At 43.7% G+C, this 24,885-nt stretch carries 23 protein-coding genes; 20 read left to right on the forward strand and 3 right to left on the reverse strand.

The features are described 5' to 3' along the window. A partial coding sequence (locus GEAM_RS06825; RefSeq protein WP_034789867.1) for an aminotransferase-like domain-containing protein occupies nt 1–892 on the reverse strand: 892 nt, incomplete at its 3' end. 167 nt (nt 893–1,059) lie between these two features. On the opposite strand from GEAM_RS06825, the gene GEAM_RS06830 reads away from it, so the two are divergent. Next, entirely contained in the window at nt 1,060–1,332 is a 273-nt protein-coding gene (locus GEAM_RS06830; protein WP_051899433.1) for a DUF1127 domain-containing protein, read from the forward strand. Between the two features lie 91 nt (nt 1,333–1,423). On the opposite strand, the gene metG is transcribed toward GEAM_RS06830, so the two are convergent. Further along, the gene (gene metG / locus GEAM_RS06835) at nt 1,424–3,457 is read right to left on the reverse strand and encodes a methionine--tRNA ligase (RefSeq protein ID WP_034789869.1); all 2,034 of its coding nucleotides are present in this window, start codon (nt 3,455–3,457) and stop codon (nt 1,424–1,426) included. A gap of 201 nt (nt 3,458–3,658) precedes the next feature. Here metG and apbC point away from each other — a divergent pair, with 201 nt between their 5' ends. The 4 genes from apbC (at nt 3,659) to asmA (ending at nt 8,070) form a co-directional block, all read left to right on the forward strand. Continuing rightward, nucleotides 3,659–4,756 carry an iron-sulfur cluster carrier protein ApbC gene (apbC, locus tag GEAM_RS06840; RefSeq protein WP_034789871.1) on the forward strand — a complete coding sequence of 366 codons (1,098 nt, stop codon included), beginning with the start codon at nt 3,659–3,661 and terminating at the stop codon, nt 4,754–4,756. A 146-nt stretch (nt 4,757–4,902) separates the two neighbouring features. After that, nucleotides 4,903–5,544 carry a uridine kinase gene (gene udk / locus GEAM_RS06845; protein WP_034789873.1) on the forward strand — a complete coding sequence of 214 codons (642 nt, stop codon included), beginning with the start codon at nt 4,903–4,905 and terminating at the stop codon, nt 5,542–5,544. Between the two features lie 54 nt (nt 5,545–5,598). Continuing rightward, the gene (gene dcd / locus GEAM_RS06850; protein ID WP_034789874.1) at nt 5,599–6,180 is read left to right on the forward strand and encodes a dCTP deaminase; all 582 of its coding nucleotides are present in this window, start codon (nt 5,599–5,601) and stop codon (nt 6,178–6,180) included. Between the two features lie 48 nt (nt 6,181–6,228). Then, nucleotides 6,229–8,070, forward strand: coding sequence for an outer membrane assembly protein AsmA (asmA, locus tag GEAM_RS06855; RefSeq protein ID WP_034789876.1), 1,842 nt, complete (start codon nt 6,229–6,231; stop codon nt 8,068–8,070). 77 nt (nt 8,071–8,147) lie between these two features. On the opposite strand, the gene GEAM_RS06860 is transcribed toward asmA, so the two are convergent. Then, nucleotides 8,148–9,731 carry a TerC family protein gene (locus GEAM_RS06860; protein WP_034789878.1) on the reverse strand — a complete coding sequence of 528 codons (1,584 nt, stop codon included), beginning with the start codon at nt 9,729–9,731 and terminating at the stop codon, nt 8,148–8,150. Nucleotides 9,732–10,180: 449 nt separating this feature from the next. Here GEAM_RS06860 and galU point away from each other — a divergent pair, with 449 nt between their 5' ends. From galU to cpsB, 15 genes are all read left to right on the forward strand, one after another. Next, a complete protein-coding gene (gene galU, locus GEAM_RS06865) occupies nt 10,181–11,068 on the forward strand; it encodes a UTP--glucose-1-phosphate uridylyltransferase GalU (RefSeq protein WP_034789879.1) in 888 nt (295 codons plus the stop codon). 522 nt (nt 11,069–11,590) lie between these two features. Then, nucleotides 11,591–12,616, forward strand: coding sequence for a UDP-N-acetylglucosamine--undecaprenyl-phosphate N-acetylglucosaminephosphotransferase (wecA, locus tag GEAM_RS06870; protein WP_034789880.1), 1,026 nt, complete (start codon nt 11,591–11,593; stop codon nt 12,614–12,616). A 117-nt stretch (nt 12,617–12,733) separates the two neighbouring features. Further along, nucleotides 12,734–13,822: a dTDP-glucose 4,6-dehydratase gene (gene rfbB / locus GEAM_RS06875; RefSeq protein WP_034789881.1), complete on the forward strand. Its 1,089-nt coding sequence runs from the start codon at nt 12,734–12,736 to the stop codon at nt 13,820–13,822. Further along, nucleotides 13,819–14,691, forward strand: coding sequence for a glucose-1-phosphate thymidylyltransferase RfbA (rfbA, locus tag GEAM_RS06880; RefSeq protein ID WP_034789882.1), 873 nt, complete (start codon nt 13,819–13,821; stop codon nt 14,689–14,691). Before rfbB ends, rfbA begins: the two co-directional genes overlap by 4 nt. Before the next feature lie 3 nt (nt 14,692–14,694). After that, a complete protein-coding gene (rfbC, locus tag GEAM_RS06885; protein ID WP_034789884.1) occupies nt 14,695–15,246 on the forward strand; it encodes a dTDP-4-dehydrorhamnose 3,5-epimerase in 552 nt (183 codons plus the stop codon). A 3-nt stretch (nt 15,247–15,249) separates the two neighbouring features. Further along, a complete protein-coding gene (locus GEAM_RS06890; RefSeq protein ID WP_034789885.1) occupies nt 15,250–16,080 on the forward strand; it encodes an NAD-dependent epimerase/dehydratase family protein in 831 nt (276 codons plus the stop codon). After that, the gene (locus GEAM_RS06895) at nt 16,077–17,561 is read left to right on the forward strand and encodes an oligosaccharide flippase family protein (RefSeq protein WP_034789889.1); all 1,485 of its coding nucleotides are present in this window, start codon (nt 16,077–16,079) and stop codon (nt 17,559–17,561) included. Before GEAM_RS06890 ends, GEAM_RS06895 begins: the two co-directional genes overlap by 4 nt. Nucleotide 17,562: 1 nt before the next feature. Beyond that, nucleotides 17,563–18,072 (forward strand): acyltransferase, encoded by a 510-nt coding sequence (locus GEAM_RS06900; RefSeq protein ID WP_034789891.1) that lies wholly within the window; start codon nt 17,563–17,565, stop codon nt 18,070–18,072. Between the two features lie 62 nt (nt 18,073–18,134). Next, a complete protein-coding gene (locus GEAM_RS06905; protein ID WP_244956602.1) occupies nt 18,135–18,650 on the forward strand; it encodes an acyltransferase in 516 nt (171 codons plus the stop codon). Next, the gene (locus tag GEAM_RS06910; RefSeq protein WP_210435881.1) at nt 18,647–19,540 is read left to right on the forward strand and encodes a glycosyltransferase family 2 protein; all 894 of its coding nucleotides are present in this window, start codon (nt 18,647–18,649) and stop codon (nt 19,538–19,540) included. The genes GEAM_RS06905 and GEAM_RS06910 overlap by 4 nt, the downstream gene beginning before the upstream one ends. A 266-nt stretch (nt 19,541–19,806) precedes the next feature. Then, the gene (locus GEAM_RS06915) at nt 19,807–20,778 is read left to right on the forward strand and encodes a hypothetical protein (RefSeq protein WP_150385425.1); all 972 of its coding nucleotides are present in this window, start codon (nt 19,807–19,809) and stop codon (nt 20,776–20,778) included. Then, complete coding sequence (locus GEAM_RS06920; RefSeq protein ID WP_034789896.1) at nt 20,762–21,796, forward strand: glycosyltransferase family 4 protein; 1,035 nt, start codon at nt 20,762–20,764, stop codon at nt 21,794–21,796. The genes GEAM_RS06915 and GEAM_RS06920 overlap by 17 nt, the downstream gene beginning before the upstream one ends. A 1-nt stretch (nt 21,797) precedes the next feature. Next, a complete protein-coding gene (locus tag GEAM_RS06925; RefSeq protein ID WP_210435882.1) occupies nt 21,798–22,397 on the forward strand; it encodes a DapH/DapD/GlmU-related protein in 600 nt (199 codons plus the stop codon). 2 nt (nt 22,398–22,399) lie between these two features. Further along, complete coding sequence (locus GEAM_RS06930) at nt 22,400–23,395, forward strand: WaaS/CpsH family glycosyltransferase (RefSeq protein ID WP_034789898.1); 996 nt, start codon at nt 22,400–22,402, stop codon at nt 23,393–23,395. Nucleotides 23,396–23,419: 24 nt separating this feature from the next. Then, nucleotides 23,420–24,844, forward strand: a complete 1,425-nt coding sequence (gene cpsB / locus GEAM_RS06935) for a mannose-1-phosphate guanyltransferase (protein WP_034789901.1) — start codon at nt 23,420–23,422, stop codon at nt 24,842–24,844. The last annotated feature ends 41 nt before the right edge of the window (nt 24,845–24,885 follow it).

The following is a 24,885-nucleotide window of genomic DNA, read 5'->3' on the forward strand; positions in this document are numbered from 1 at the left end:
AGGTAATGGTCGCCGGGCGAGGGTACTGGTAGGCCAAATCGCCATACACGTCATCTTCAATAATGGCGATGTCATAGCACTGCGCCAGCCGCAGCAGCGCCTTTTTCCGCTCGTCGGGCATGTTGTATCCCAGCGGGTTATTACAGTTCGGCGTGAGCTGAATGGCTTTAATCGGCCACTGTTCGAGGGCCATTTCCAAGGCTTCAATACTGATGCCGGTCACGGGGTCGGTGGGGATCTCCAGCGCCTTCATGCCGTAGCCTTTGAGGGTCTGCATCGCGCCGTGGAAGCTCGGGGAGTCAACCGCCACGATATCGCCGACGTCGCAGACCGAGCGAATCGCAATGGAGAGGGCTTCGTGGCAGCCGGTGGTGATCAGAATATTGCTGGCGTCCATGTGGCTGCCGCTATCAATCATCAGCCGGGCGATCTGTTCGCGCAATTCCAGCGAGCCGTAAATAGTGTCGTATTTCAGCGCCAGCAGGTTTTCATGTTGTCCAGCGCGGGACATGGCACGGTTCAGGGGGCGCAGAGTCGGGGCGGTGACATCCGGCGAGCCACGCCCGAGCTGAATAAAACCGGGTGTATCGAGCTGGGTTATCTGTTCGAGCACCTGATCCCACTGGCTGATATCCACCGGGCGCTGAGTCGGGCGACAGACCGCAGGTAAAGCCGCCAGTGGCCGGGCTGAAGTAACGAAATAGCCCGATTTTGGCCGCGCTTCAACCAGCAGCTTCTCTTCCAGCACGCGATACGCCTGCTGAACTGTACTGATGCTCACACCGTGTTCACTGCTAAGGATACGCACCGACGGCAGGCGTTCTCCCGCAGGATACAAGCCTTGCTCAATGCGTTCGCTCAGCACGTTGGCGAGATTTTCATAGCGATTCACTGTTAATTCCCCACTCGTTGAAAACGAAAACCAGTACAGATGAGCTTAATCTAGCGCATAAACTGTGATTCATTCCACTACTGTATGGTTTAAATATCGAATATCTGAATCTGTAATGTATTTCGTACTCATTGCATCCTATGTCTACAGGGTAAATAGGGGATGTGATGATGAAAAACATTAAGAAAGAACGCCAATACTGTGAGTGTGATTCCGCCGTGGGCGCGGGCCCGCTTGTCAGTAAAGCCATTGACCAAGCACCGGCCAGAGCCGACAGCTGGATGGCAAGATCAGTACAGTTCGTGATGATGTGGAATGAGAAGCGCATACAGCGCAACATTTTGAGCGGGCTAACAGATGCGCAGCTGAAGGATATCGGTTTAAGTAAGGCGGATATTGAGAAGGAGCACGGAAGGGTGTGGCCGAACTGGCCGAAGTAGGGGGAGGAGCAAAACAGCACTCCACTGAAATAAAAAAACCGGTGAGGATCGCTCCTCACCGGTTTGGTGTTTGCCCAAAACCCAAACGGGTTTATTTCACCTGCATGCCCGGCTGCGCGCCAGAGTCAGGGCTGAGCAGGAAGATCTCTTTCCCGCCGGGGCCTGCGGCCATCACCATGCCTTCGGATACGCCGAAACGCATTTTACGTGGAGCAAGGTTAGCCACCATGATGGTCAAACGGCCTTCCAACAGCTTAGGATCAGGATAAGCAGAGCGAATGCCGGAGAGAATCTGACGCAATTCTCCGCCCAGATCTAACTGGAGGCGCAGCAGCTTGTCAGAACCTTCCACGAAATCAGCGCTTTTAATCAGCGCGATACGCATATCCACTTTCGCGAAATCATCAAAGGTGATGGTTTCTTGAATCGGCGCGTCGGCCAGTGGGCCGGTGACAGCTTTGGATTTCTCTGCGGCGATATCTTCTTTCGAGGCTTCAACCATGGCGCTCACTTTATCCAGCTCAATACGATTGAACAGGGCTTTGAACGGGTTCACTTTGTGTGACAGCAGCGGCTGTGCGATGCCATCCCATGTCAGTTCGGCATTCAGGAAGGCTTCGGCGCGTTCGCTCAGGGATGGCAGTACCGGTTTCAGGTAAGTCATCAGCACGCGGAACAGGTTGATACCCATTGAGCAGATAGATTGCAGGTCGGCATCGCGGCCTTCTTGCTTCGCCACAACCCAAGGAGCCTGCTCGTCAACATAGCGGTTTGCCAAGTCGGCGAGGGCCATGATTTCGCGGATAGCGCGGCTTGACTCACGGCTGGCGTAAGCTTCAGCAATACTCTCGGCGGCGTCAACGAAGGTTTTGTACAGCGCTTCGTCAGCCAGTTTGTCTGACAGTACGCCGTCGAAACGCTTATTGATGAAGCCCGCGTTGCGTGAAGCCAGATTCACCACTTTGTTAACGATGTCGGCATTAACGCGCTGCACGAAATCTTCTAGATTCAGGTCGATATCGTCGATACGGGAAGAGAGTTTCGCCGCGTAGTAATAGCGCAGGCAGTCCGCATCCAGATGGTTCAGGTAAGTGCCAGCCTTAATAAAGGTGCCGCGCGATTTGGACATCTTCGCGCCATTGACCGTCACGTAGCCGTGAACGAACAGGTTGGTAGGCTTGCGGAAGTTGCTGCCTTCCAGCATTGCTGGCCAGAACAGGCTGTGGAAATAAACAATGTCTTTACCGATGAAGTGATACAGCTCGGTGGTGGAATCTTTTTTCCAGAATTCGTCGAAGCTGAGATCCGGACGACGGTCGCACAGGTTTTTGAATGAACCCATGTAGCCGATTGGCGCGTCCAGCCAGACGTAGAAGTATTTACCCGGCGCGTTTGGAATTTCAAAGCCGAAGTAAGGGGCGTCGCGGCTGATATCCCACTGTTGCAGGCCAGACTCGAACCACTCTTGCATCTTGTTCGCCACTTGCTCTTGCAGCGCGCCGGAGCGGGTCCAAGCTTGCAGCATCGCACTGAACTCAGGCAGGTCGAAGAAGAAGTGCTCGGAATCACGCAGTTCGGGCGTCGCACCGGAAACCACGGATTTCGGCTCGATAAGTTCAGTTGGGCTGTAGGTTGCGCCACAGACTTCGCAGTTATCGCCATACTGGTCCGGGGATTTACAGGTCGGACAGGTGCCTTTGACGAAACGGTCTGGCAGGAACATGCCTTTTTCCGGATCGTACAGCTGGGAAATGGTGCGATTCTTAATGAAGCCGTTTTCTTTCAGGCGACCGTAGATAAGCTCGGACAACACGCGGTTCTCGTCGCTGTGCGTCGAGTGATAGTTGTCATAGCTGATACCGAAGCCGGCGAAATCTTTTTGATGCTCCTGGCTCATCTCGGCGATCATCTGCTCCGGTTCAATCCCGAGCTGCTGAGCTTTCAGCATGATCGGTGTACCGTGCGCATCGTCAGCACAAATGAAGTGAACTTCGTGGCCGCGCATTCGCTGGTAACGGACCCAGACGTCAGCCTGGATGTGCTCGAGCATGTGTCCGAGGTGAATAGATCCGTTGGCGTACGGAAGTGCACAGGTTACCAAAATTTTTTTCGCGACTTGAGCCATAGTAAGAGCTTGCTTTCTTTAGTTGAAATCAGGGGCATTGATGTTAACCGAAACGGCCTCCCTGCGTAAACAAGCGTACACCCTCATCTCCACCTGCTTCATCTATAAGAGCGACGCGCTGTTACTGCAATTCAGGTGAGTTTGAGTATATGCTACGTAGAAATATCAATGTCGTTTAATAACATGCTTCAAGGAGCCGGGATGACATCTCAATCCCCCGAGGGGCTACGCGCCCTGGTGGCAAGCGTACTGACCACTTTTACTCATTCCACCCTGCAAAAAGATTTAGTGTCGATCAAAGCCGTGCATCACTGCGCGTTGTTGGACAACGTGCTGCACCTCGACCTGACCCTGCCTTTCGTCTGGCAGAGCGGTTTTGACGTGCTGAAAGAGCAAACCAGTGCCGAACTGCTGCGCGTGACCGGGGCGAAAGCGATTGATTGGCGCTTGCGTCATGACGTCGCCACGCTGCGCCGTGCTAATGACCAGCCCGGCATCAAAGGCGTGCGTAACATCATTGCTGTCAGCTCCGGCAAGGGCGGGGTGGGGAAATCCACTACCGCGGTGAACGTCGCGCTGGCGCTGGCGGCCGAAGGCGGCAAAGTGGGTATTCTCGACGCGGACATTTATGGCCCGTCGGTGCCTAACATGCTCGGCACCGAGTCTGAGCGCCCAACCTCGCCGGATGGCGTGCATATGGCACCTATCATGGCTCACGGGCTGGCGACTAACTCCATTGGTTACTTGGTGACGGACGACAATGCCATGGTGTGGCGCGGCCCAATGGCCAGCAAAGCGCTGATGCAGATGCTGCAAGATACCCTGTGGCCGGATTTAGATTATCTGGTGATTGACCTGCCGCCGGGCACGGGCGACATCCAACTGACCCTGTCGCAGAATATCCCTGTGACGGGTGCCGTGGTAGTAACCACCCCGCAGGACATCGCGCTGCTCGATGCCATGAAAGGCATTGTGATGTTTGAGAAGGTGAAAGTGCCGGTGCTGGGCATTATCGAGAACATGAGCATGCACATTTGTAGCCAGTGCGGGCACCATGAGCCGATTTTCGGCACCGGTGGCGCAGAGAAGCTGGCGGAGAAATATCGCTGCGAACTGTTAGCCCAAATGCCGCTGCATATTTCACTGCGGGAAGATTTGGATCGCGGTGAGCCGACGGTCGTCTCCAACCCGCAGAGCGAATTCACCTTAATGTATCGCCAGTTAGCGGCGCGCATTGCTTCTCAGCTCTACTGGCGAGGGGATGCTATCCCGACAGAAATCGCCTTCCGGGCGGTTTAACGCCCAAAGTCTGCTAATAATTGCCCGATGCCAGAGTTTACCGTCCTAAATGCTGGCATCGGCAAGGTGTTGTACCTATAATTGGCGCGATCAAAGCACCGTCCCCGTGCTTGCCCTTCAAACTTCCAAATCAGGTCTTTAATTTTATGTCTGACAAGCACCATCAGTGTGTCATCGTAGGTATCGCTGGCGCATCTGCCTCTGGAAAAAGCCTCATTGCCAGTACCTTATATCGTGAACTTCGTGATCAGGTGGGTGATGAACACATCGGGGTTATTCCAGAAGATTGCTATTATAAAGACCAAAGCCACATGACCATGGAGGAGCGGGTTAAAACGAACTACGACCATCCCAGCGCCATGGACCACAATTTGTTATTCCAACACCTGCAAAGCCTGAAGGCAGGGCAGGCCATTGAGCTTCCAAGCTACAGCTTTATCGAACACACCCGTCTGGGCGAAACGGTCACCCTGAAGCCAAAGAAAGTGATCATCTTAGAAGGCATTCTGCTGCTGACCGACGTGCGCTTACGCCAAGAGATGAACTTCTCTATTTTCGTCGACACGCCGCTGGACATCTGCCTGATGCGCCGTATGAAGCGCGACGTCAATGAACGCGGTCGCTCGATGGACTCCGTGATGGCGCAGTATCAGAAAACGGTTCGCCCGATGTTCCTGCAATTTATTGAACCTTCAAAACAATATGCAGATATCATCGTTCCTCGTGGCGGCAAAAACCGTATTGCGATTGATATTCTTAAAGCGAAAATTAGTCAGTTCTTCAATTAATGGCCCCGGCATTAACAGGCCATTTTCAGCAGTAACAACACGGAGAAAGAAACGATGAGATTGTGCGATCGAGACATCGAAGCCTGGCTGGACAGCGGAAAGTTAGCGATTTCCCCGCGCCCTCCCATCGAACGTATCAACGGGGCAACGGTAGATGTCCGGCTGGGGAATGGATTCCGTGTCTTTTTAGGGCACAACGCCGGTTTTATCGACCTCAGTGGCCCGAAAGACGAAGTGAGCGCCGCGCTGGATAAAGTCATGAGTGATGAAATCGTCCTGCCTGAAGGCGAGGCGTTTTTCCTGCATCCGGGCGAGCTGGCGCTGGCTGTGACTTTCGAAACCGTTTCTATCCCCGATGACTTAGTTGGCTGGTTAGATGGACGTTCTTCTCTGGCTCGACTAGGGTTGATGGTTCACGTTACGGCTCATCGTATCGATCCCGGCTGGAAAGGCCGAATCGTGCTGGAGTTCTATAATTCAGGTAAGTTGCCTCTGGCACTGCGTCCGGGAATGCTGATTGGCGCCCTGAGTTTTGAACCGCTATCTGGCCCGGCGGCTCGTCCTTATAACAGCCGACAGGATGCCAAATATCGCGACCAGCAGAGTGCTGTTGCAAGTCGTATCGACAAAGACTGATTCAGGTCTTTACCCGCGCCACTGCGGGTGACATGGCAAGAGGAAGGCATGAGAAGATTACTGACAACGCTGGTGATATTGCTGGTGGTGATTATCGCCGGAATGACCTCGCTGGTGTTTTTAATTAACCCCAACGATTTCCGCCAGTACATGGTTGACCGTGTCGAGCAGAAAAGTGGTTATCAACTGGCAATTCGCGGTGATTTACGCTGGCACGTCTGGCCTCAGCTGAGCATTATCGCGGGGCAAACGTCGCTGACGGCGCCGGGTGCCCAAAAGCCGGTGGTCACTGCGGAAAACATGCGTCTTGATGTCAAACTCTGGCCTTTGCTCTCCCATCAGTTAGCCGTGCGCGAAGTGATGTTAAAGAACGCGGTAGTACGATTAACGCCTGACAGTGAGGCCGACGTACCCGATGCGCCGGTCGCGCCAACCTCTACCGTCCAGCCTCCTTCAGAACTCGAAGCGGGCTGGAAATTCGACATTGATAAAATCAGCATTGTTGACAGCTTGCTGATTTGGCAGCGCGGTGAGAACGACCAAATTAATGTCCGCGACATCAATATGCAGCTTGATCAGAATGCACACCGTCAGGCACATCTTGAGCTTTCCAGCCGCATCAATCGCAATCAACGCGATCTCGCTTTCACCCTGTCTGCTGATCTGGATATGCAGAAGTATCCGCAAGAATTCTCTGCCAACGTTAACAAATTTAGCTATCAGCTGACGGGCGCTGATATTCCGGCGAAAGGCTTGCAGGGTGCTGGCAGCATGCAGGCTAATTATCACCGCGATACCCAGCGTCTGGAACTGAACCAGCTAGCGTTAACAGCTAACGACAACCAGCTGAGCGGTACGGCAGCGGCGACCTTGACGGATACAGGGGATTATCAAGTTAATCTCGATGCGGCGAAACTGGACCTCGACGCGTTATCCGGCTGGCAGCCAAAGACACCGGACCAGACTTCTCAGGCGGCGCGCACCGTAACTTCTGCGCCAGTGATTGCGCGTGATGTTAACGACCAGCCGAATAACTTCAGCGTGCTTAATAGCTTCAACGCTAACGTGGCGCTGAACGTGGCGGATCTGACCTATCGCGGATTGAAGGTTCAGGATTTCAAACTGCTCGCGGACAACCAGCAGGGTAAAGTCAATATTCAAACCCTCAGTGGTAAAATGGCATCCGGCGACTTCTCACTGCCGGGCACCATGGATGTCACTGGCAAGCTGGCGAAAATCAGCATTCAGCCCATTTTGAACAATATCGAGCTGGGTCAGTTACTGGTGGCTTATGACCTGCCAGAGGCGCTGACGGGTAAGTTCACTATGCGCGGTGCGGTCAAAGGCAGTGGGTTGACGTCATATGATTTCAGCCATAACTGGGCTGGGAAAATGCAGATGTCGATGAACGACGCCCGGCTTAACGGCATGAATATTCAGCAGTTGGTGCAGCAGGCCATTGCCCGCAATAACAACAGCGTGCAGGGCCTGGAGCGTTATGACCATTACACCCAAATTAAGTCACTTCAGGCTGAGGGTGAGCTGAACAAGGGGACGTTGACGCTTTCCAATCTGCTGGCCGAGTCAGAAATGCTCAATGCCAAAGGCGCGGGCAACATCGACTTCGCTGATAACCAGTGTGATTTGACGCTAGGCGTGCGTGTCACCGGCGGATGGAAAGGCAACAGTAACCTGATTCAGCGGCTGCAAAATACCGACGTGCCTTTACGTGTTTATGGTCCTTGGGCACAGTTGAATTATCAGCTGCAAGTGGATCAAATCCTGCGCAATCAATTACAGGATGAAGCCAAGAACGCCATTCAGAACTGGATTGATAGAAATAAGAAAGCTAAAGATAACAAAGAGCTGAAATCAATTCTCGATAAGTAATTGCATGAGAATGCGTCAGCAAAAAACTAAAAAGGGCCTCGTCATGAGGCCCTTTTTGCATGACACGGCAGATGAGGCTAGACCTCGTAATCATCACCATTAAGAGGGGCAAGTGGCGTAACCTTGACCTTCAAAATTCGATGACTGTTCACTTCCAGTATTTCAAACTGGTAATCGCCGATAGTTAGCTTGGCTCCTTGCTGCGGCACCACCTGCGCGTGTTCCATCAGTAAGCCTGCCAGCGTGTGGTAATCACGCTTCTCTTCCAGCATCAGCGGGATATGCATCACCACGTCCTCCAGCGGCATCGAGCCGTTCACCACCCAACTGCCATCTTCGCGCTGCTCAATATCATCATCGACGTCGGCGGTTTCGTGGGTTTCTGGCAAGTTGCCAGCAATGGTTTCCATCACGTCAGTCAGGGTCACGACGCCTTCGACAGAACCAAATTCATCGACCACAAAGGCAAAGTGGGTTTTCGCCAGCCGAAATTGCTCTAAGGCTTTCAGCAGGGAGAGCTGCTCGGGGAAGATAAGCGGCTGGCGGATCAGCGCCTTGAGGTCTAATTCATTGTGCAGAAGTTGCTGCTTGAGCAGGTCGATAACATGTACTACGCCAAGAGGCTCATCGGTAGAACTGTCTTCAGTGACCAGAATGCGGGTGTGCTGGTTTTCGGCAATTTGCTGGGTTAACACGTTGGGTGGGTCATTTAGCTCAAGATTATCGACGTCGTGTCGAGAGGTCATGATGCTGCTGACGCTGCGCTGGGCCAGCCCAAGTACGCGTTCAATCATATGGCGCTCTTGCTGGTTAAAGACCTCGTTACCTTCGTTGTCAGAAATCATATTGGAAGAGTGGTTGTCGAGCTCGGCTTCTTCATGCTTACCGCGCAACACCCGGAGAACCGTATCGGCCGTTCTCTCACGCAAGGAGCGGCTGGATGAGAGAAATCGTCGGCGGTTGAACTGCGCCAACTGGTTCAGCGCTTCAATCATCACTGAGAAACCAATCGCGGCGTAGAGGTAACCTTTTGGAATATAGAACCCAAAGCCCTCGGCAACCAGACTAAAACCAATCATCAACAGGAAGCTAAGGCAGAGAATGACAATGGTCGGGTGCGCATTCACAAAGCGGGTCAGCGGGCGGCTGGCGAGCAGCATCAGTAGGATAGCGATACAGACTGCCGCCATCATCACCGCCAGATTGTCGACCATGCCCACGGCGGTGATCACCGAGTCGAGGGAGAATATCGCGTCGAGCACCACAATCTGCGCCACCACCGCCCAGAACTTCGCCCCGGATCGCTGCTGACCGTGCTCTTCATCCTTGCCTTCAAGCCGCTCGTTTAACTCCATAGTGGCTTTGAACAGCAGGAATACCCCACCCAGCAGCATGATGATGTCGCGAGCGCTAAATGAATGGGAGAACAGGGTCACTAAGGGACGGGTTAGCGTCGCCAGCCAAGAGATGGACGCCAGCAGCAATAAACGCATCACCAGCGCCAGCAGCAGGCCGGTAACGCGAGCACGGTCGCGCTGCCGCTTAGGCAGTTTGTCCGCCAAAATGGCGATAAATATCAGGTTATCAATGCCTAAAACAATTTCCAGAATGACCAGCGTGGCCAGTCCGGCCCAAATCGAAGGATCGGCGATCCATTCCATAGCAATCTTGCACCTTTTGGATTAATGACAGTGTGTTCAAGTTGAATGATGGGTGGCATGAAGTGAAAACTCAACTTTTCGGTAACAAGACGTTGGGGAGAAAGTGCGTAATGGCGTCGTAAAAGAGGGAAGGGCGTTGAAATCTGGTTTAAGGATGCCTCATAAATCATCAGGAATTGGTTAGAAAAAACGCGAACGAGGGAAACATTCTTAAAATTCAGCGTTTCGCTTACCGTTTGTGAAAGCTTACTGGTATCGTATGAGCAAGTTAAAAATAGATGATTATTAGCTTTATGTGCTCCCTCGTTAAGGTTTGAAGGTCTATACTTATGGGATCACATTTAACGTCCTAGAATTGCAAAACGATTTCAGTGCAGTGAGCTAGGTGAGTCTCAACATTCTGACTGGCTGAACTTCCAAACTATTGGTTTCAAGGAGTATCCTTTACAATGTTAAAAGCTGTTATCCCTGTTGCCGGTCTAGGCACACGCATGCTGCCAGCAACCAAAGCGATTCCAAAAGAGATGTTGCCGATCGTTGACAAGCCTCTTATCCAGTACATTGTGAACGAATGTGCCGCTGCGGGTATCAAAGAAATCATCCTGGTAACTCACTCCTCCAAGAATGCGATCGAAAACCACTTCGATACCTCCTTTGAATTGGAAAGCATGCTCGAATCGCGCGTTAAGCGTCAGCTGCTGGAAGAAGTGCAGTCCATCTGCCCAAAAGGCGTCACCATCATGAACGTGCGTCAAGGCCAGTCAAAAGGTCTGGGCCACGCGGTGTTGTGTGCAAAACCACTGATTGGTAACTCTCCGTTCGCCGTGATCCTGCCAGACGTTCTGATGGACGATTCAACCAGCGATCTGCGCAAAGACAACCTTGCAGCCATGCTGCGTCGTTTCGAAGAAACTGGCAACAGCCAAGTTATGGTTGAAGAAGTACCGGAAAAAGACGTGTCTAAATACGGTATCGTTGACTGTAACGGCGTAGAAGTCGAGCCGGGCGAAAGCGCGCCAATGACCGCTATCGTCGAAAAACCCGATCAGAAAGATGCACCTTCTAACCTCGCCGTAGTAGGGCGCTATGTGTTCTCTGAAGATTTGTGGCCACTGCTGGCTGTAACCCCTTACGGCGCAGGCAATGAAATTCAGCTCACCGACGCTATCGCGTTGCTGATGAAAAAGAAAACCGTAGAAGCCTTCACCATGACCGGTCGTTCACACGACTGCGGTGACAAGCTGGGTTACATGAAAGCCTTCGTCGAGTACGGCATTCGCCACCCTTCACAGGGCGCAGCTTTTGAGACTTGGTTGAAAGAGTTTGCCGGTAAGTAATTAGGCTAACGAGCTGTAATTAAAAGCACCATTAATATGGTGCTTTTTCGTTCGTTTATGGTTGAATTTTTAATCAGATTTACAGAGCCTAAGAGCTTGATTGAAGTGACCATTTAGGACAATTGAAACTTGCTATAAGCGGCGTAAAGCGTAAAATTATTTACGTTAAGTTTACTTTTCAGATATTCGGTATCATTTGTACAAGCTTTTAGATACAGCAGGACTTCGAACTTAAATCACAGTGTTACAAGTAAGTGCATTGGTAGCTTCAGAGCCAAGGGCGGTAGCGTGCCTGGAATTTCTCTTTGATTAACAAGTATACGCAGGCGTCTAAAGGGTTGGATAACAGCTACATTTAAGACAATTAAAATACATTCAATAATTTGAATATTTCATTTATTGCTGGCTGAAAAATGGATTTAGTCAGAACTCCCGTTAATGCATTTTATGAAATCATAGTGCGACGGATTTTTGAAAAATGAAGTATTTATAATTACAAATCAGATTTAACATGGTGCAGTCATGCAAGAATATATCATCATATTTTTCAGCGCGTTAGCCACGTTGTTTGTTGCACGGAAAGTAGCACGTAGGGTGGGGTTGGTCGACAAGCCTAATGCAAGAAAACATCATGATGGACACATACCCTTAGTGGGTGGGGTCTCTATATACCTTTCGATTTGGGTACTATTTTTCTTGCAGCCGTCGTGGTTCCCCAATTTTATAGTGTATATAGTCTGCGCGAGTATGCTTTTGATTGTCGGAGTACTAGACGATCGCTTCGATTTACCTGTTAGGCCACGTCTTTTACTTCAAGTCATAGTTGCAATAATTATGATGTATAGCGGACTATATCTCGCTACATTAGGAAATATACTTTTCGGTTATGAAATTCGATTAGGTTTTATAGGATATTTTGTTACTATACTTGCCGTTATTAGTGCAATTAATGCGTTTAATATGGTTGACGGCATTGATGGGCTACTTGGCGCATTATCGTGTGTTAGTTTTGCCTCCCTTGGTATCGTATTTTATCTGCATGGTAGACTCGAACTTGCACAGTGGTGCATTTGTTTAATGATAGCCTGTATTCCCTATATTTTATTAAATCTTGGAGTGCCTTGGGGGCGTAAATTTAAAGTATTCATGGGAGATGCAGGAAGTACGCTTATTGGCTTCACTATGATTTGGCTACTTGTTGTTGCTACACAAGGTGCAGACTCAGTTATCCATCCAGTAACTGCTTTATGGCTGATCTCAGTTCCATTGATGGATATGGTTCGCGTAATGATATCAAGAATGAGAAGAGGAGATAGTCCCTTTAAGCCTGATCGCGAACATCTGCATCACATATTATTAAATTACGGTTTTAAGCATTCAACAGCATTAATGATCGTTTTAGCGATTTCTATTAGCTTTTCCGGCGTGGGTATTATTGCAAATCAATTGAACGTATCGCAGTTTGGTGTTTTAGCATTATTTGTTGTTTGTTTCTTAATATTTGTATCGTGCATTAATACGTTATCGAAAAAGTCAAAATTAAAATAAATTGATTGCAGGTAAGTTTTTGTGCGTTATTAGAAATTGATTAAATTAAAGTGATTTTGAAAGATTCGAAAACTTCTGAGCCATAGAAAAGTTATAAATTAAAGAGAGATAATATAGGTGAAAATTCTAGTTACCGGAGGTGCCGGATTCATTGGTTCCGCAGTCGTGCGTCACATTATTCATAACACTCAAGATAGTGTGATTAATGTGGATAAGTTGACCTATGCGGGAAATCTTGAATCTTTGGCCACTGTTTCTGAAAGTGATCGTTATGCATTCGTTCAGGTTGATATTTGCGATAAAAACGCTCTTGAGCAGGTTTTTGCTCAACATCAACCTGATGCTGTCATGCATTTAGCAGCAGAAAGTCATGTTGATCGTTCTATAACCGGACCTGCAGAATTTATCGGTACTAATATCGTAGGTACATATACTCTCCTAGAAGCAAGCCGGGCGTATTGGACTCAATTGGATGCAATTCATAAAGCTTCCTTCCGTTTTCACCATATATCTACAGACGAAGTTTATGGTGACTTACCTCATCCAGATGAATGGACAAGTCCAGACTCATTGCCGCTCTTCACTGAAAAGACACCTTATTCCCCAAGTAGCCCTTATTCTGCATCTAAAGCTTCAAGCGACCATTTAGTTCGAGCATGGCAAAGAACGTATGGCCTGCCTTGCATCGTGACTAATTGCTCTAATAACTATGGCCCATATCATTTCCCTGAAAAATTAATACCTCTAGTAATACTCAATGCACTGGAGGGTAAGGATCTGCCAATTTATGGTAAGGGTGATCAAATCCGTGATTGGCTGTATGTTGAAGACCATGCACGAGCACTGTATACGGTTGTAACGAATGGCACTATTGGTGAGACGTATAATATCGGTGGTCATAATGAAAAGAAAAACTTGGATGTTGTACTGACTATATGCCGTTTATTGGATGAGATAGTACCTAAAGATAAGTCTTACAGTGAGCAAATTGTCTACGTAACTGATAGGCCTGGCCATGATCGTCGCTATGCGATTGATGCTGATAAAATTAACCGGGAGTTGGGGTGGACACCAATAGAAACTTTTGAAAGCGGAATCCGTAAAACGGTCCAGTGGTATCTAGATAATGTGAACTGGGTTGAAAATGTTAAGAGCGGCTCTTATAAAACTTGGATAGAGCAGAACTACGGAGAAAATAGAAAATGAAGGGCATTATCTTAGCTGGCGGTTCGGGCTCACGTCTTCACCCAATTACGCTTGGAACATCTAAACAACTTCTTCCAATATATGATAAACCGATGATATATTATCCTTTATCGGTATTAATGTTAGCGGGTATAAGAGAAGTTTTAATTATTACCACACCAGAAGACCAAGCAAGTTTTAAACGTATGCTAGGTGATGGAGAGCAATTTGGTATTTCGCTCCAGTATGAGATTCAGGAGAAACCGGATGGTTTAGCCCAAGCGTTCATAATTGGTGAGAAGTTTATTGGCAAAGATAATGTCTGTTTAGTACTTGGTGATAATATTTTCTTTGGCCAGTCTTTTGGTAAACAATTAAGCAATGGTATCAAAACATTAAATGGGGCAACGGTTTTTGGATACAAAGTAATGGATCCTGAGCGTTTTGGTGTTGTTGAATTTGATGAGAATATGAATGCTGTTTCTATTGAAGAAAAGCCTGTTAAACCAAAATCTAATTGGGCCGTAACTGGTCTTTATTTTTATGATAACAGAGTGATCGATATTGCGAAGAGTGTCAAACCTTCCGAGCGCGGTGAGTTAGAAATAACTAGCATTAACCAAGCTTATCTTTCTATGGGCCAATTGAAAGTTGAACAGCTCGGACGTGGGTTTGCATGGTTAGATACCGGCACACATGATTCATTGTTAGAGGCCTCTCAATTTGTACATACTGTTGAAAAACGTCAAGGTTTTAAAATTGCATGCCTCGAAGAAATCGCCTTTAATCATGGGTGGCTAGACAAAGCAACAATTAAAAAAATTGGTAAAGAGTTATCTAAAACTGGGTATGGAAAATATTTACTAAACTTAGTAAAAGACAGTGAGTAAATTATGAAGGTTATTCAAAGCAGATTACAGGGCGTATTAACCATCGAGCCGAAAGTATTTGGCGACGAGCGTGGTTTTTTTTATGAGAGCTTCCATGCTCAGCGTTATAAAGATATAGGTATTGAACAGGATTTTGTTCAAGATAATCGCTCGCGCTCATCGAAAGGCGTGCTGCGTGGACTACATTTTCAAAAGACAAAACCTCAGGGCAAACTTGTTTCAGTAACTGAGGGGGCAGTTTTCGATGTTGCAGTCGACTTGCGCAAAGATTCACCTACATTCGGTTTATTTGAATCCATAGTTCTAACGGGAGAGAATAAACTTCAATTTTATGTACCGCCAGGCTTTGCGCATGGTTTTTGCGTATTAAGTGATACTGCCGATTTTCAGTATAAGTGCACAGACTTCTATGATCCTACAGATGAAGGCGGATTGATTTGGAGTGACCAGGAAATCAATATTCCATGGCCAGTTGAAAATCCAAATCTATCTAGCAAAGATAAAGAATTGCCAAGTTTGAGCGTTGTGCATCAGCAGATTATTATGGGTTGGTGATAGATGGCTTTTTATACAGTTTTTGGTGGGCATGGATTTATTGGTGGCGAAGTTGTCAGGCAACTAGAAGCACAGTCACATGAAGTGTTTGTTCCTAAAAGAGGGGATGACTCGATTTTCGAACAGGCTTTAGGAACTGTGATTTACTGTGCAGGATATGGAGATTGTGGTAATGGAGCCTATCAGGTTTTCGAAGCTAACACTCAGTTGCTGTCTAATGTCCTACAAAAGGCAAATTTTGAAAAGTTGATTTATATGTCCTCAACTAGGGTATATATGAATCAAGCATTATCGACAGAAAACACAGATCTCCTCGTTTGTGAAGATGATGCGCGTAGATTATTTAATCTGACTAAACTAGTCTCTGAAGAGCTTTGCCTAAAGAGCAAAAGAGAAATCGTTATTGTCAGGCCAAGTAACGTGTATGGTGTCGCCTTAAATAGCCCTTTGTTTTTACCTTCGATTACACGTAATGCTATCAACAACCATCATGTAGACATGTACATTGATAAACTTTATGCAAAAGACTACGTTGCTGTAGAGGATGTCGCAGATGCCTGCATTAAGTTATCAAAGCAAGATGATGCTATAGGTAAAATATTCAATATTGCTAGTGGCGTTAATGTTACAGCAGAAGACATAGCTGATGTATTAATCAAAACAACTAATTGCACTGTTAACTGGCATGATAAAGCATTTCCAAGAGAAGTGTTCCCTGTTACAGATATAGATGCTATTACAAATCAGCTTAGTGATTATAAGCCGCGAAGTGTATTAGAAGATATAGCCGCAATGGTTGAAAAGTTTAAAGAGCACATGGATGAAAATAAATGAGTGGGTTTAATCGTCTGATTAAAAATTCTCTTTCAAATATCATCAATGGATTCTCAAATGTTATCTTGGGGGTGGTTATATCCCCATTTTTAATTAATACATTATCATTACACGACTTTTCTATATGGTCTCTGGTTATTCAGATCGGGGCCTTTTTTACGTTGCTCAGTTTTACATGTCAAATCTCTGTAGCGCGCTTTGTAACTTTAGCTAGAGCTGAACTAAATGCGAAAAAAGAGTTGCTAGTAATAAAGTATGGAATATATTTTTCATTGGCTTGCACTCTATTATCAGTAATTGTATTGTCATATGTCTACAATAATTTTTTCTCTCTCTTTAACGCAATCAAAATAGATGAGTCACCATATGCACCTGGTGTTTTCCTCATTATATCTTTATCATTTGTTTTTGGTCTTATTGTTTCTGTTTATAACGGTTACTTTACTGGGATTGAGCGGAATGAAATTCCTGCTATTATTAATCTGATTTCGAGAGTATTTCTTGGTGTTGGAGTATGTATTGCAGCATCGTACTCTATGATGGCAATGGCATTTACTTATCTGACAATTAACGTTGTTTCATATCTAGTAATATATATAACTTATCTTCGTTCTAAAAATTTCATTCAAAAAAATAATAACCTTATAAAAGAATTTACATTTAAAAAATTCTTAAACTATAGTTCTGGTGTTCTGGTATTTAATCTCTCTTCTTTTCTTATAATAAATCTAAATGGGATTATCGTTGGTAGGTATGTTTTTAATCAATATGCGTATTACGCATTATCTGTCACCTTAACTACAATGATCGTTGGATTTATTAATGCAGGCTTAACTCCAGTATTACAACCACTTATTAAAATCTGTCACAGTGACGATAAAGTTAAACTTGATGGTTTTGTTTTCATTCTAAGCATGAGCATTTTGAAGCTGTCCATATTTTTTATCCTCGGATGCCTAATATTTGGGAAAGTTGCACTAGATATATGGATTGGTCCTGATGTAGCGATGCATACCTACCCAGTCTTCTTATTCTTACTGCTAGTCAACTTTTCACGGCTAATAGGCGCACCACTTGGATTAGTATACCTAGCTAAAGGTAAACAAAATGAAATCATGTTCTTACCTCTTTTAGAAGGCGTTACTAGTGTACTGCTTACATTTTTATTTGTGAATAAATACGGTATTTATTCATCTTCCATCGCTATAGCGATATCGACTCTTATCATTATGGCTATCTATACGTTCAGGCTTATTGATATAGCGGCGTTGAATACCAGTAAAATCAAGTACAGATGTTTATTTGCATTTGGCCCATTGATAATGATGTCCTGTTTTTACGTCCTTATTAAAACAAAGATCTCACTACATAGTGAGATCTTTAATATCTCATTTTATATGCTTTTAACAATATTACTAATAGTTGTTTCATTTCTGTTGGTTAAGGAAGTAAGAAAAATCAAGTCAATTTTGGAAGGGTAACATGTTTTATAAATTTATGAATTTTTATTATAAAATGAAGTATAGACATTTCCTCGACCGAAGAGTATCTATCGATAAAACTGCATTCATACATCATGCTGCCACTTTCATAGTGCGAAATAATCCTAATGCAAGCATAAATGTGGGCGAGGGAGCCTATATTGGTCGATATAATAATATTCATACGAATTCGAATATTACTATAGGCAAGGACTCAGTGTTAAGTGACTATGTTTTTATTAGTACGTTATCACATGGTTTTGATCCATCTGCTGGCCGAATTATGTCGCAAGAAGACCAAGATAAAGGGCCAGTGATATTAGGGGATAATGTTTTCATCGGGTTTGCTGCAAAAATTCTTCCAAACGTAAAGCTTGGCGAATGGACTATTGTTGGCGCAGGTTCCGTTGTAACAAAATCTTATCCTGATGGTTTTGTCATGATAGCTGGGAACCCCGCAAAAGTTATTAAAAGGTACGATCATGATAATAAAAATTGGATAAATGGATGATACTTTCAAAAATCTCGAGAAAGTTTTTTTACTTTATTGGACAGATCAAGTACCGATATTTGATGAAAAGTTTTGGTAGTGGAAGTCGAATAATTAAGCCAATTCTTATTTCTAATCCCGCGAACATCTCCATTGGTAAAAATGTCCTTATTCGCAACGGTGCGCGTCTAGAGGTTATTTCATTAGATAAAAAAATCGTTATTGAAATTGGTAATAATGTCAATATCGAACAGTATGTTCATATTGTTGCTAAAGATGGTATTAAGATAGGCAATAATGTTTCTATAACTGGCGGTTGTTCTATAGTTGATGTTATTCATCCCTATGATGATTGTTTGGATATTGAGAAAATAGGTAATAGAATATCTACAAAAATAATGCCTGTTAGCATCGGTGACAATACTTTTATCGGATTTGGAACTCATATTAACCCCGGTATTAAAATTGGTAAGAACTGCGTGATTGGCGCGAGATCAGTAGTTACTAAAGACATCGAAGATTATTGCGTTGTTGCTGGGAACCCTGCACGTGTAATTAAGAAATATAATACACAAAAATTACAATGGGAGCGTTTGTGATTAAGAGTCAAAAGCTTGGTCTTGTTACTGTTTTATATAATTCCCCAGAAGTGTTAGATGATTTTTTCAATAGCCTATCTATACAAAAAAATATCAATTTTCATCTGTATATTGTGGATAATAGCAGTACTGAAGAATCAATAAATTTATCAAAAATTTTAGCTGACACATATAATATACCAACTACGTTCATTAATAATCACGGGTGTAATGTTGGCGTAGCCGCTGGTAATAATCAAGGAGCTAAAGCTGCTATTGAAGATAATTGTGATTTTTTGCTCTTCCTTAATAATGATATAATTATCGAGTATGAGGGTCTTCTTGCTAATTTGATAACTCGAATGATAGAAGAAAAAATGGATATGGCCAGTCCAACCATCCTGAATTATCCTCAAAAGAAAATATGGTACTGTGGCGGACACTTTGATCTGCTGAAAGCATTAGCTCCGCATGATCATATTGATGAGGATTATTACGCTAAAAACTTCGAAGAAATTCACCAAAGTTCATATGCGCCAACCTGTTTTTTAGTTGTCTCACGTTCGCTGTGGATGAATGTTGGTGAGATGGATGAAAAATATTTTGCGTACTTCGATGATACCGACTTTCTTTATCGTGCATATAAAGCCTCTTATCCTGTTAATGTTTTTTCAAATCTTATAATTTACCATAAAGTAGGTGCATCTACTGGTGGGGATATTTCGTACTTTGGGATGTATCATCTTACAAGGAATAGACTTTATTTTATTAAGAAAAATCTAAGTGTATTAAGTTCAATATTGCCACTTAGCTATATTTTTATAACTCGCTTATATATTCTGCTTTTCACTTCAAACAGTCAGAAGAAAGCTATCCGAAAGGGTATAATCGATGGTATTAAAATGAAATGAAAATAAACATGAATGTTTTTTACCTTTCAATGTTATCGTCAATTATTATATTTTTCCCATCTTTATCAATGATACTCTTGCAACAGTCATCATTTACTTTAGGTGTAGTGTTAGCATCATCGTTCTTTATTGCATGTAGATTACTTGTAACTCCTAGGCGATTGTATCTGGATATAGAACATAGGCGATCAATAAGCATCATTCTTTGTTTTCTTGTCTTTGTTTTTTTTCATTTTGCATTGGTTTTTTATATATTTGGAACGTCATTGCCAGAACAGGATTTTCCAAAATTCCTTTTAAGTTTCATTTTTCTCATGCTTGTGCTTGTGGCAAATGTGATCGTAAAAGATGTTATATATTATGTTGATGAGAAAACATTACATTCAACCCTCAAAGTAATACTATACATTTTATTATTAAATGCTTTAGTCAGCTTAACGAAAATAGATGTATTTGGCACCGGTCTTGCTAAACCTACTTTTTTATTTCAGGAGCCATCGCATTTTGCTTTAATTTGTGCGCCAGTACTTATGTACTTCTCTTTTATTTATGCCGGTACTACTACTAGATTAATTATATTATTTATGTTTGCATTATGGGGGGGGTACATTCAGAATTTCACTATGATATTAGCTGCTGCAATTGCATTCATTATAACGGCTAGATCTGTCAGCTTTACGCTTTTAGTTTGTCTCTTGTTTGGCTTGGTTGGTTTTTTCTTTTTACAGAGCGACCTCTTTTCTTACTACACCGCTAGATTAAATTTATCGAGCGGAAACCAAAATTTATCAACTTTGGTACTGTTGCAAGGATGGCAAAATGCCTTCCTTACCATGAACGCCAGTTGGTTAGGTTCAGGTTTTCAACAGTTTGGGATATCAACACTTTCAGGTGACATCTCTCAGCAGATCTATTCATTGCTTCGCATATATATAAATGTCTTCGACGGAGGGTCTACAGCTGCCAAAGTCGTAGGCGAGTTTGGGGTATTCGGTATAGCCTTGATGATTGTGTATTTGATAGGTTGGTTAAAAATATTCTTCTATATCCGCAAGCATAAAAAAAGTAATAATAAAAAAATTATTCTTTTTACAAGTTTATATCTGGCTAGCATATTAGAATTTTTCGTGCGTGGTGCGGGATATTTTACGCCAAGCATGTTTTTCTTTAGTGTTTCTGTTTTCTATTTTATGTCAAGGACTAATAAAAAGAGAATAATCTATGAAATTAATAATTGATGGCATTATCGAAAATTTGCAAAATGGAGGCGGTTGTACAGTATATTTCGAACAATTACTTTCTTTATATCAAAATCATAATAATAATTTGGATTATATAAAGTTCAGGAATAGTCACTCGTATATTGGGCTCGCTGGTCAAAATACGCATGTGCATGACCGAGAGATGCGTGTTCTTGAGCGTTGGAGAGATGTTGATACTGCTGATCTAGATAGTGAGGCAATTTTTCATTCCACACACTATCGGCTTCCTATTTCAAAAAGAAAGCATAAAATAGTAACCACTGTACACGATTTTACTTATGAGTATTATCGCACTGGTCCTTCACAGTGGCTACATTCTTGGCAGAAAAACCGTGCTATTAGAAATAGTGATCTTGTAATCTGTATCTCTAAAAACACAGCCACGGACTTAATGCGTTTCTGCGCTATTGACGAAAGTAAAATTCGAATAGTCCACAATGGTGTCTCTCCGGTTTACTATCCACTTGTAAATATAGCCAAAACTAATGAAGTTTTATTTGTAGGTGCGCGTGGGGGATACAAAAATTTCTTATTAGTGGCTGAGGCTCTGGCTTCTGTTCCAGACCTAGAGCTTAGCATTGTAGGTGGCGGGGCTTTAACGGAAAAAGAGGTCGCCACTCTTAACCAATTTATCCCAGGAAGATTCAAGCATCTGGGTAGAGTAACTGACGAAGAGTTAAATCAGATTTATAACAGAGTTTTTTGTCTCCTTTATCCTTCTGCATATGAAGGTTTTGGAATCCCTGTGATTGAGGCAATGAGAAGCGGTTGTCCAGTAATTGCAGTCAATAAATCTTCAATCCCTGAAATATCAGGGGATGCAGCTTACCTATTAGAAAAAGCCAGTGCTGGATCTATATCGGCTGCGTTAAACGAGCTCAAAAGTAGTTCTGTTTGCCAACTTTTAATTCAAAAAGGGCTTGTACAAGCATCCCATTTCTCTTGGAAGAAGTGCTATGAAGAGACTTCCGCCGTTTACAAAGAGTTATATTAATATGATTTCTTTGATTAAAAACTACGGTTTTTTTGGGTTGATTAAACTTCTGCGCGATCGCACCTTTACTTTTTTCATCCTGAATAATGCCAGAATCATCAGGTTCCCATTCGAAATTCGTGGGAAGTATAAAATGAAAATTGGGTCGGGTCTTACGACTGGGCGTTATTGTCGGTTAGAAGCATATGGAAACATAAATCTTCACTCACTCATTATTGGTGAAAATTGCCAAATTAATGATTCTGTACATATTGCTGCTGCTGATAAGATAAGTCTTGGTAATAATGTGCTGATTGCAAGTAGGGTTTTTATCACAGATTTAAATCACGGCTGCTATTCAGGAGATGAATACATACATTCTGATCCCAAAAGATTATGCGTTGATCGAGAACTCGTGACACGTCCTGTTATAATTGGGGATAATGTTTGGATAGGAGAGGGTGCAGTAATCTTACCTGGTGTTGTAATTGGCGACTCTTCTATCGTCGGAGCGAATGCGGTCGTGACTAAAAGTGTTCCACCTTATACTATTGCTGCTGGTAATCCGGCTAAAGTGGTTAAAGAGTATGATTTCAAAGTTAAAAAATGGATTAAGGTTTGATAATGTCTTATTTGAAGAATAAGAGAGTCGTTCTTTTTTCGCCAAAGTTTTTTGATTATCCTGCTCATATTATAAATGAGTTGCATCAGAAAGGTGCGATCGTTGAATTTTTTGATGAAAGACCATTCACTTCTACAATTGGTAAAATCCTTTTAAGATTGAATGTAAGCATTTTGATTTCATATTTCGTTAAAAAATATTATGAAAGTAAACTTAATAAGATTAAATCCTTTAATCCTGATTTTGTTTTTTTTCTAAATCCTGAAAGTATTCGTATTGAAATGCTTCGGCATTATAAAGAATCACTTCCAAGGTGTAAGTTTTTATTTTATATGTGGGATTCTTTTAATAATAAAAAATACAGTGTTAACTATATTAAATACGCGGATGAATTTTTTACTTTTGATAAAAATGACGCAAAGACTTTTGATGTTCATCATCTTGCACTTTTTTATGCTTCGGATTATGAGCAGTTAAGACAGGTGAAATCTGACCTCGAATATGATCTGTGTTTTATAGGTACAGTGCATAGCCATCGCATTGAGATTTTAAATATTCTTGCAGGTAAAGTTAGCGGGAAAAACTATATTTTTCTGTATTGTCCAAGTAAGTTATTGTTCTTTTTGAAAAAGATTCTGACTCGTGAATTTGATAATATAAGCTATAAACAAGTTTCATTTGAACCCATAAAAAAAGACCAGTTATTAAAAGTAATCTCAAGAAGTAAGTGTATTATAGATATTTCTCACCCGGCTCAAAATGGCTTGACCATGCGAACAATAGAAATGTTAGGGGCTGGAAAGAAAATCGCAACAACGAATGCTAATATTGCTTGTTATGATTTTTTTAATCCAAATATGCATTATATTATTCGGTATCCTGTAAAACCTATACCTCCAGATTTTATTAATATTCATTTTGAAAGCAATAAGTCTCAAGACTCTTATAGTTTATCGTGTTGGCTCGATTCTATTTTTCGAAAAAATTCTGAAACTTAATTTACTTACTTATCGGTTTTTATCATGCTAATTCCAATTATTATGGCTGGTGGTTCTGGAAGTCGTTTATGGCCCTTGTCGAGGTCCTTATATCCTAAGCAATTCCTCCGTCTAAATGGGGAGTTTACGATGCTTGAAACGACGATCAATCGCTTAAATGGGATTGCAATTGAAGCACCTGTGGTTATTTGCAATGAACAGCACAGGTTCATTGTTGCTGAACAACTCCGGCAGATGGGTAGACTAACAAAAAATATCATTCTTGAACCTTTTGGACGTAACACTGCGCCCGCAATAGCTCTAGCAGCTCTTTCTGCGCTTAAAGATAAGTCTGATGCTGATCCTTTGCTGTTAGTTCTCGCAGCAGATCATGTGATTCAAGATGAAGCTGCATTTCATTATGCAGTTCGTAACGCGTTACCCCATGCAGAATCTGGCAAATTAGTCACTTTTGGCATTGTTCCCAGTGCGCCTGAAACTGGCTATGGCTACATTCGCCGTGGCTCTGCTTGTCAATCGAAAGAGAAACATCAGGCTTTTGAGGTTGCTGAGTTTGTTGAGAAACCTAATTTAGATACTGCTAAAAATTATCTGCAAAGTGGTGAATATTATTGGAATAGTGGAATGTTCCTGTTTAGCGCGAAACGCTATCTAGAAGAATTAGGTAAATTCCGTCCGGATATTCTGTTCGCGTGTCAAACATCAATGTCTCAGGCTGCTCCTGATTTAGATTTTATTCGTGTAGACGAAGTTGCCTTTATGCAGTGTCCAGATGAATCAATTGATTATGCCGTTATGGAAAAAACGGGTGATGCAGTTGTAGTACCTTTAGATGCCGGGTGGAGTGATGTGGGCTCTTGGTCTTCATTATGGGATATTAGTACTAAAACTGCCGAAGGCAATGTACATCATGGGGATGTGATCACCCATAGTACAGAAAATAGTTATATTTATGCGGAATCAAGCCTTATCGCAACGGTTGGTGTCAAAGATCTAGTTGTTGTTCAGACAAAAGACGCTGTATTGATTGCTGCTCGTAATCAGGTCCAAGATGTTAAAAAAATCGTCGAACAGCTCAAGGCTGATGGCCGACATGAGTTCCATAATCATCGTGAAGTATATCGTCCTTGGGGAAAATACGATTCCATTGACTCTGGTGAGCGCTATCAGGTAAAGCGCATCACAGTTAAGCCCGGAGAGGGGCTGTCTCTCCAGATGCATCATCATCGCTCGGAGCATTGGGTCGTCGTCACAGGTACTGCACGGGTTACTTTGGGTGATGAGACTAAGTTGTTAGGTGAGAATGAATCAATTTACATTCCTTTAGGTATTCCACACTGTCTTGAAAACCCAGGTAAAACGCCTCTAAATCTTATCGAGGTACGTTCTGGCAGTTATCTTGAAGAAGATGACATCGTACGAATTAAAGACCGATACGGTCGCATCTGATATCACTAATGATTCCAACTGCCGCTGTGACAACGGCGAGC

The sequence above is a fragment of the Ewingella americana ATCC 33852 genome, from assembly GCF_000735345.1.
Taxonomy (GTDB): Bacteria; Pseudomonadota; Gammaproteobacteria; order Enterobacterales; family Enterobacteriaceae; genus Ewingella; species Ewingella americana.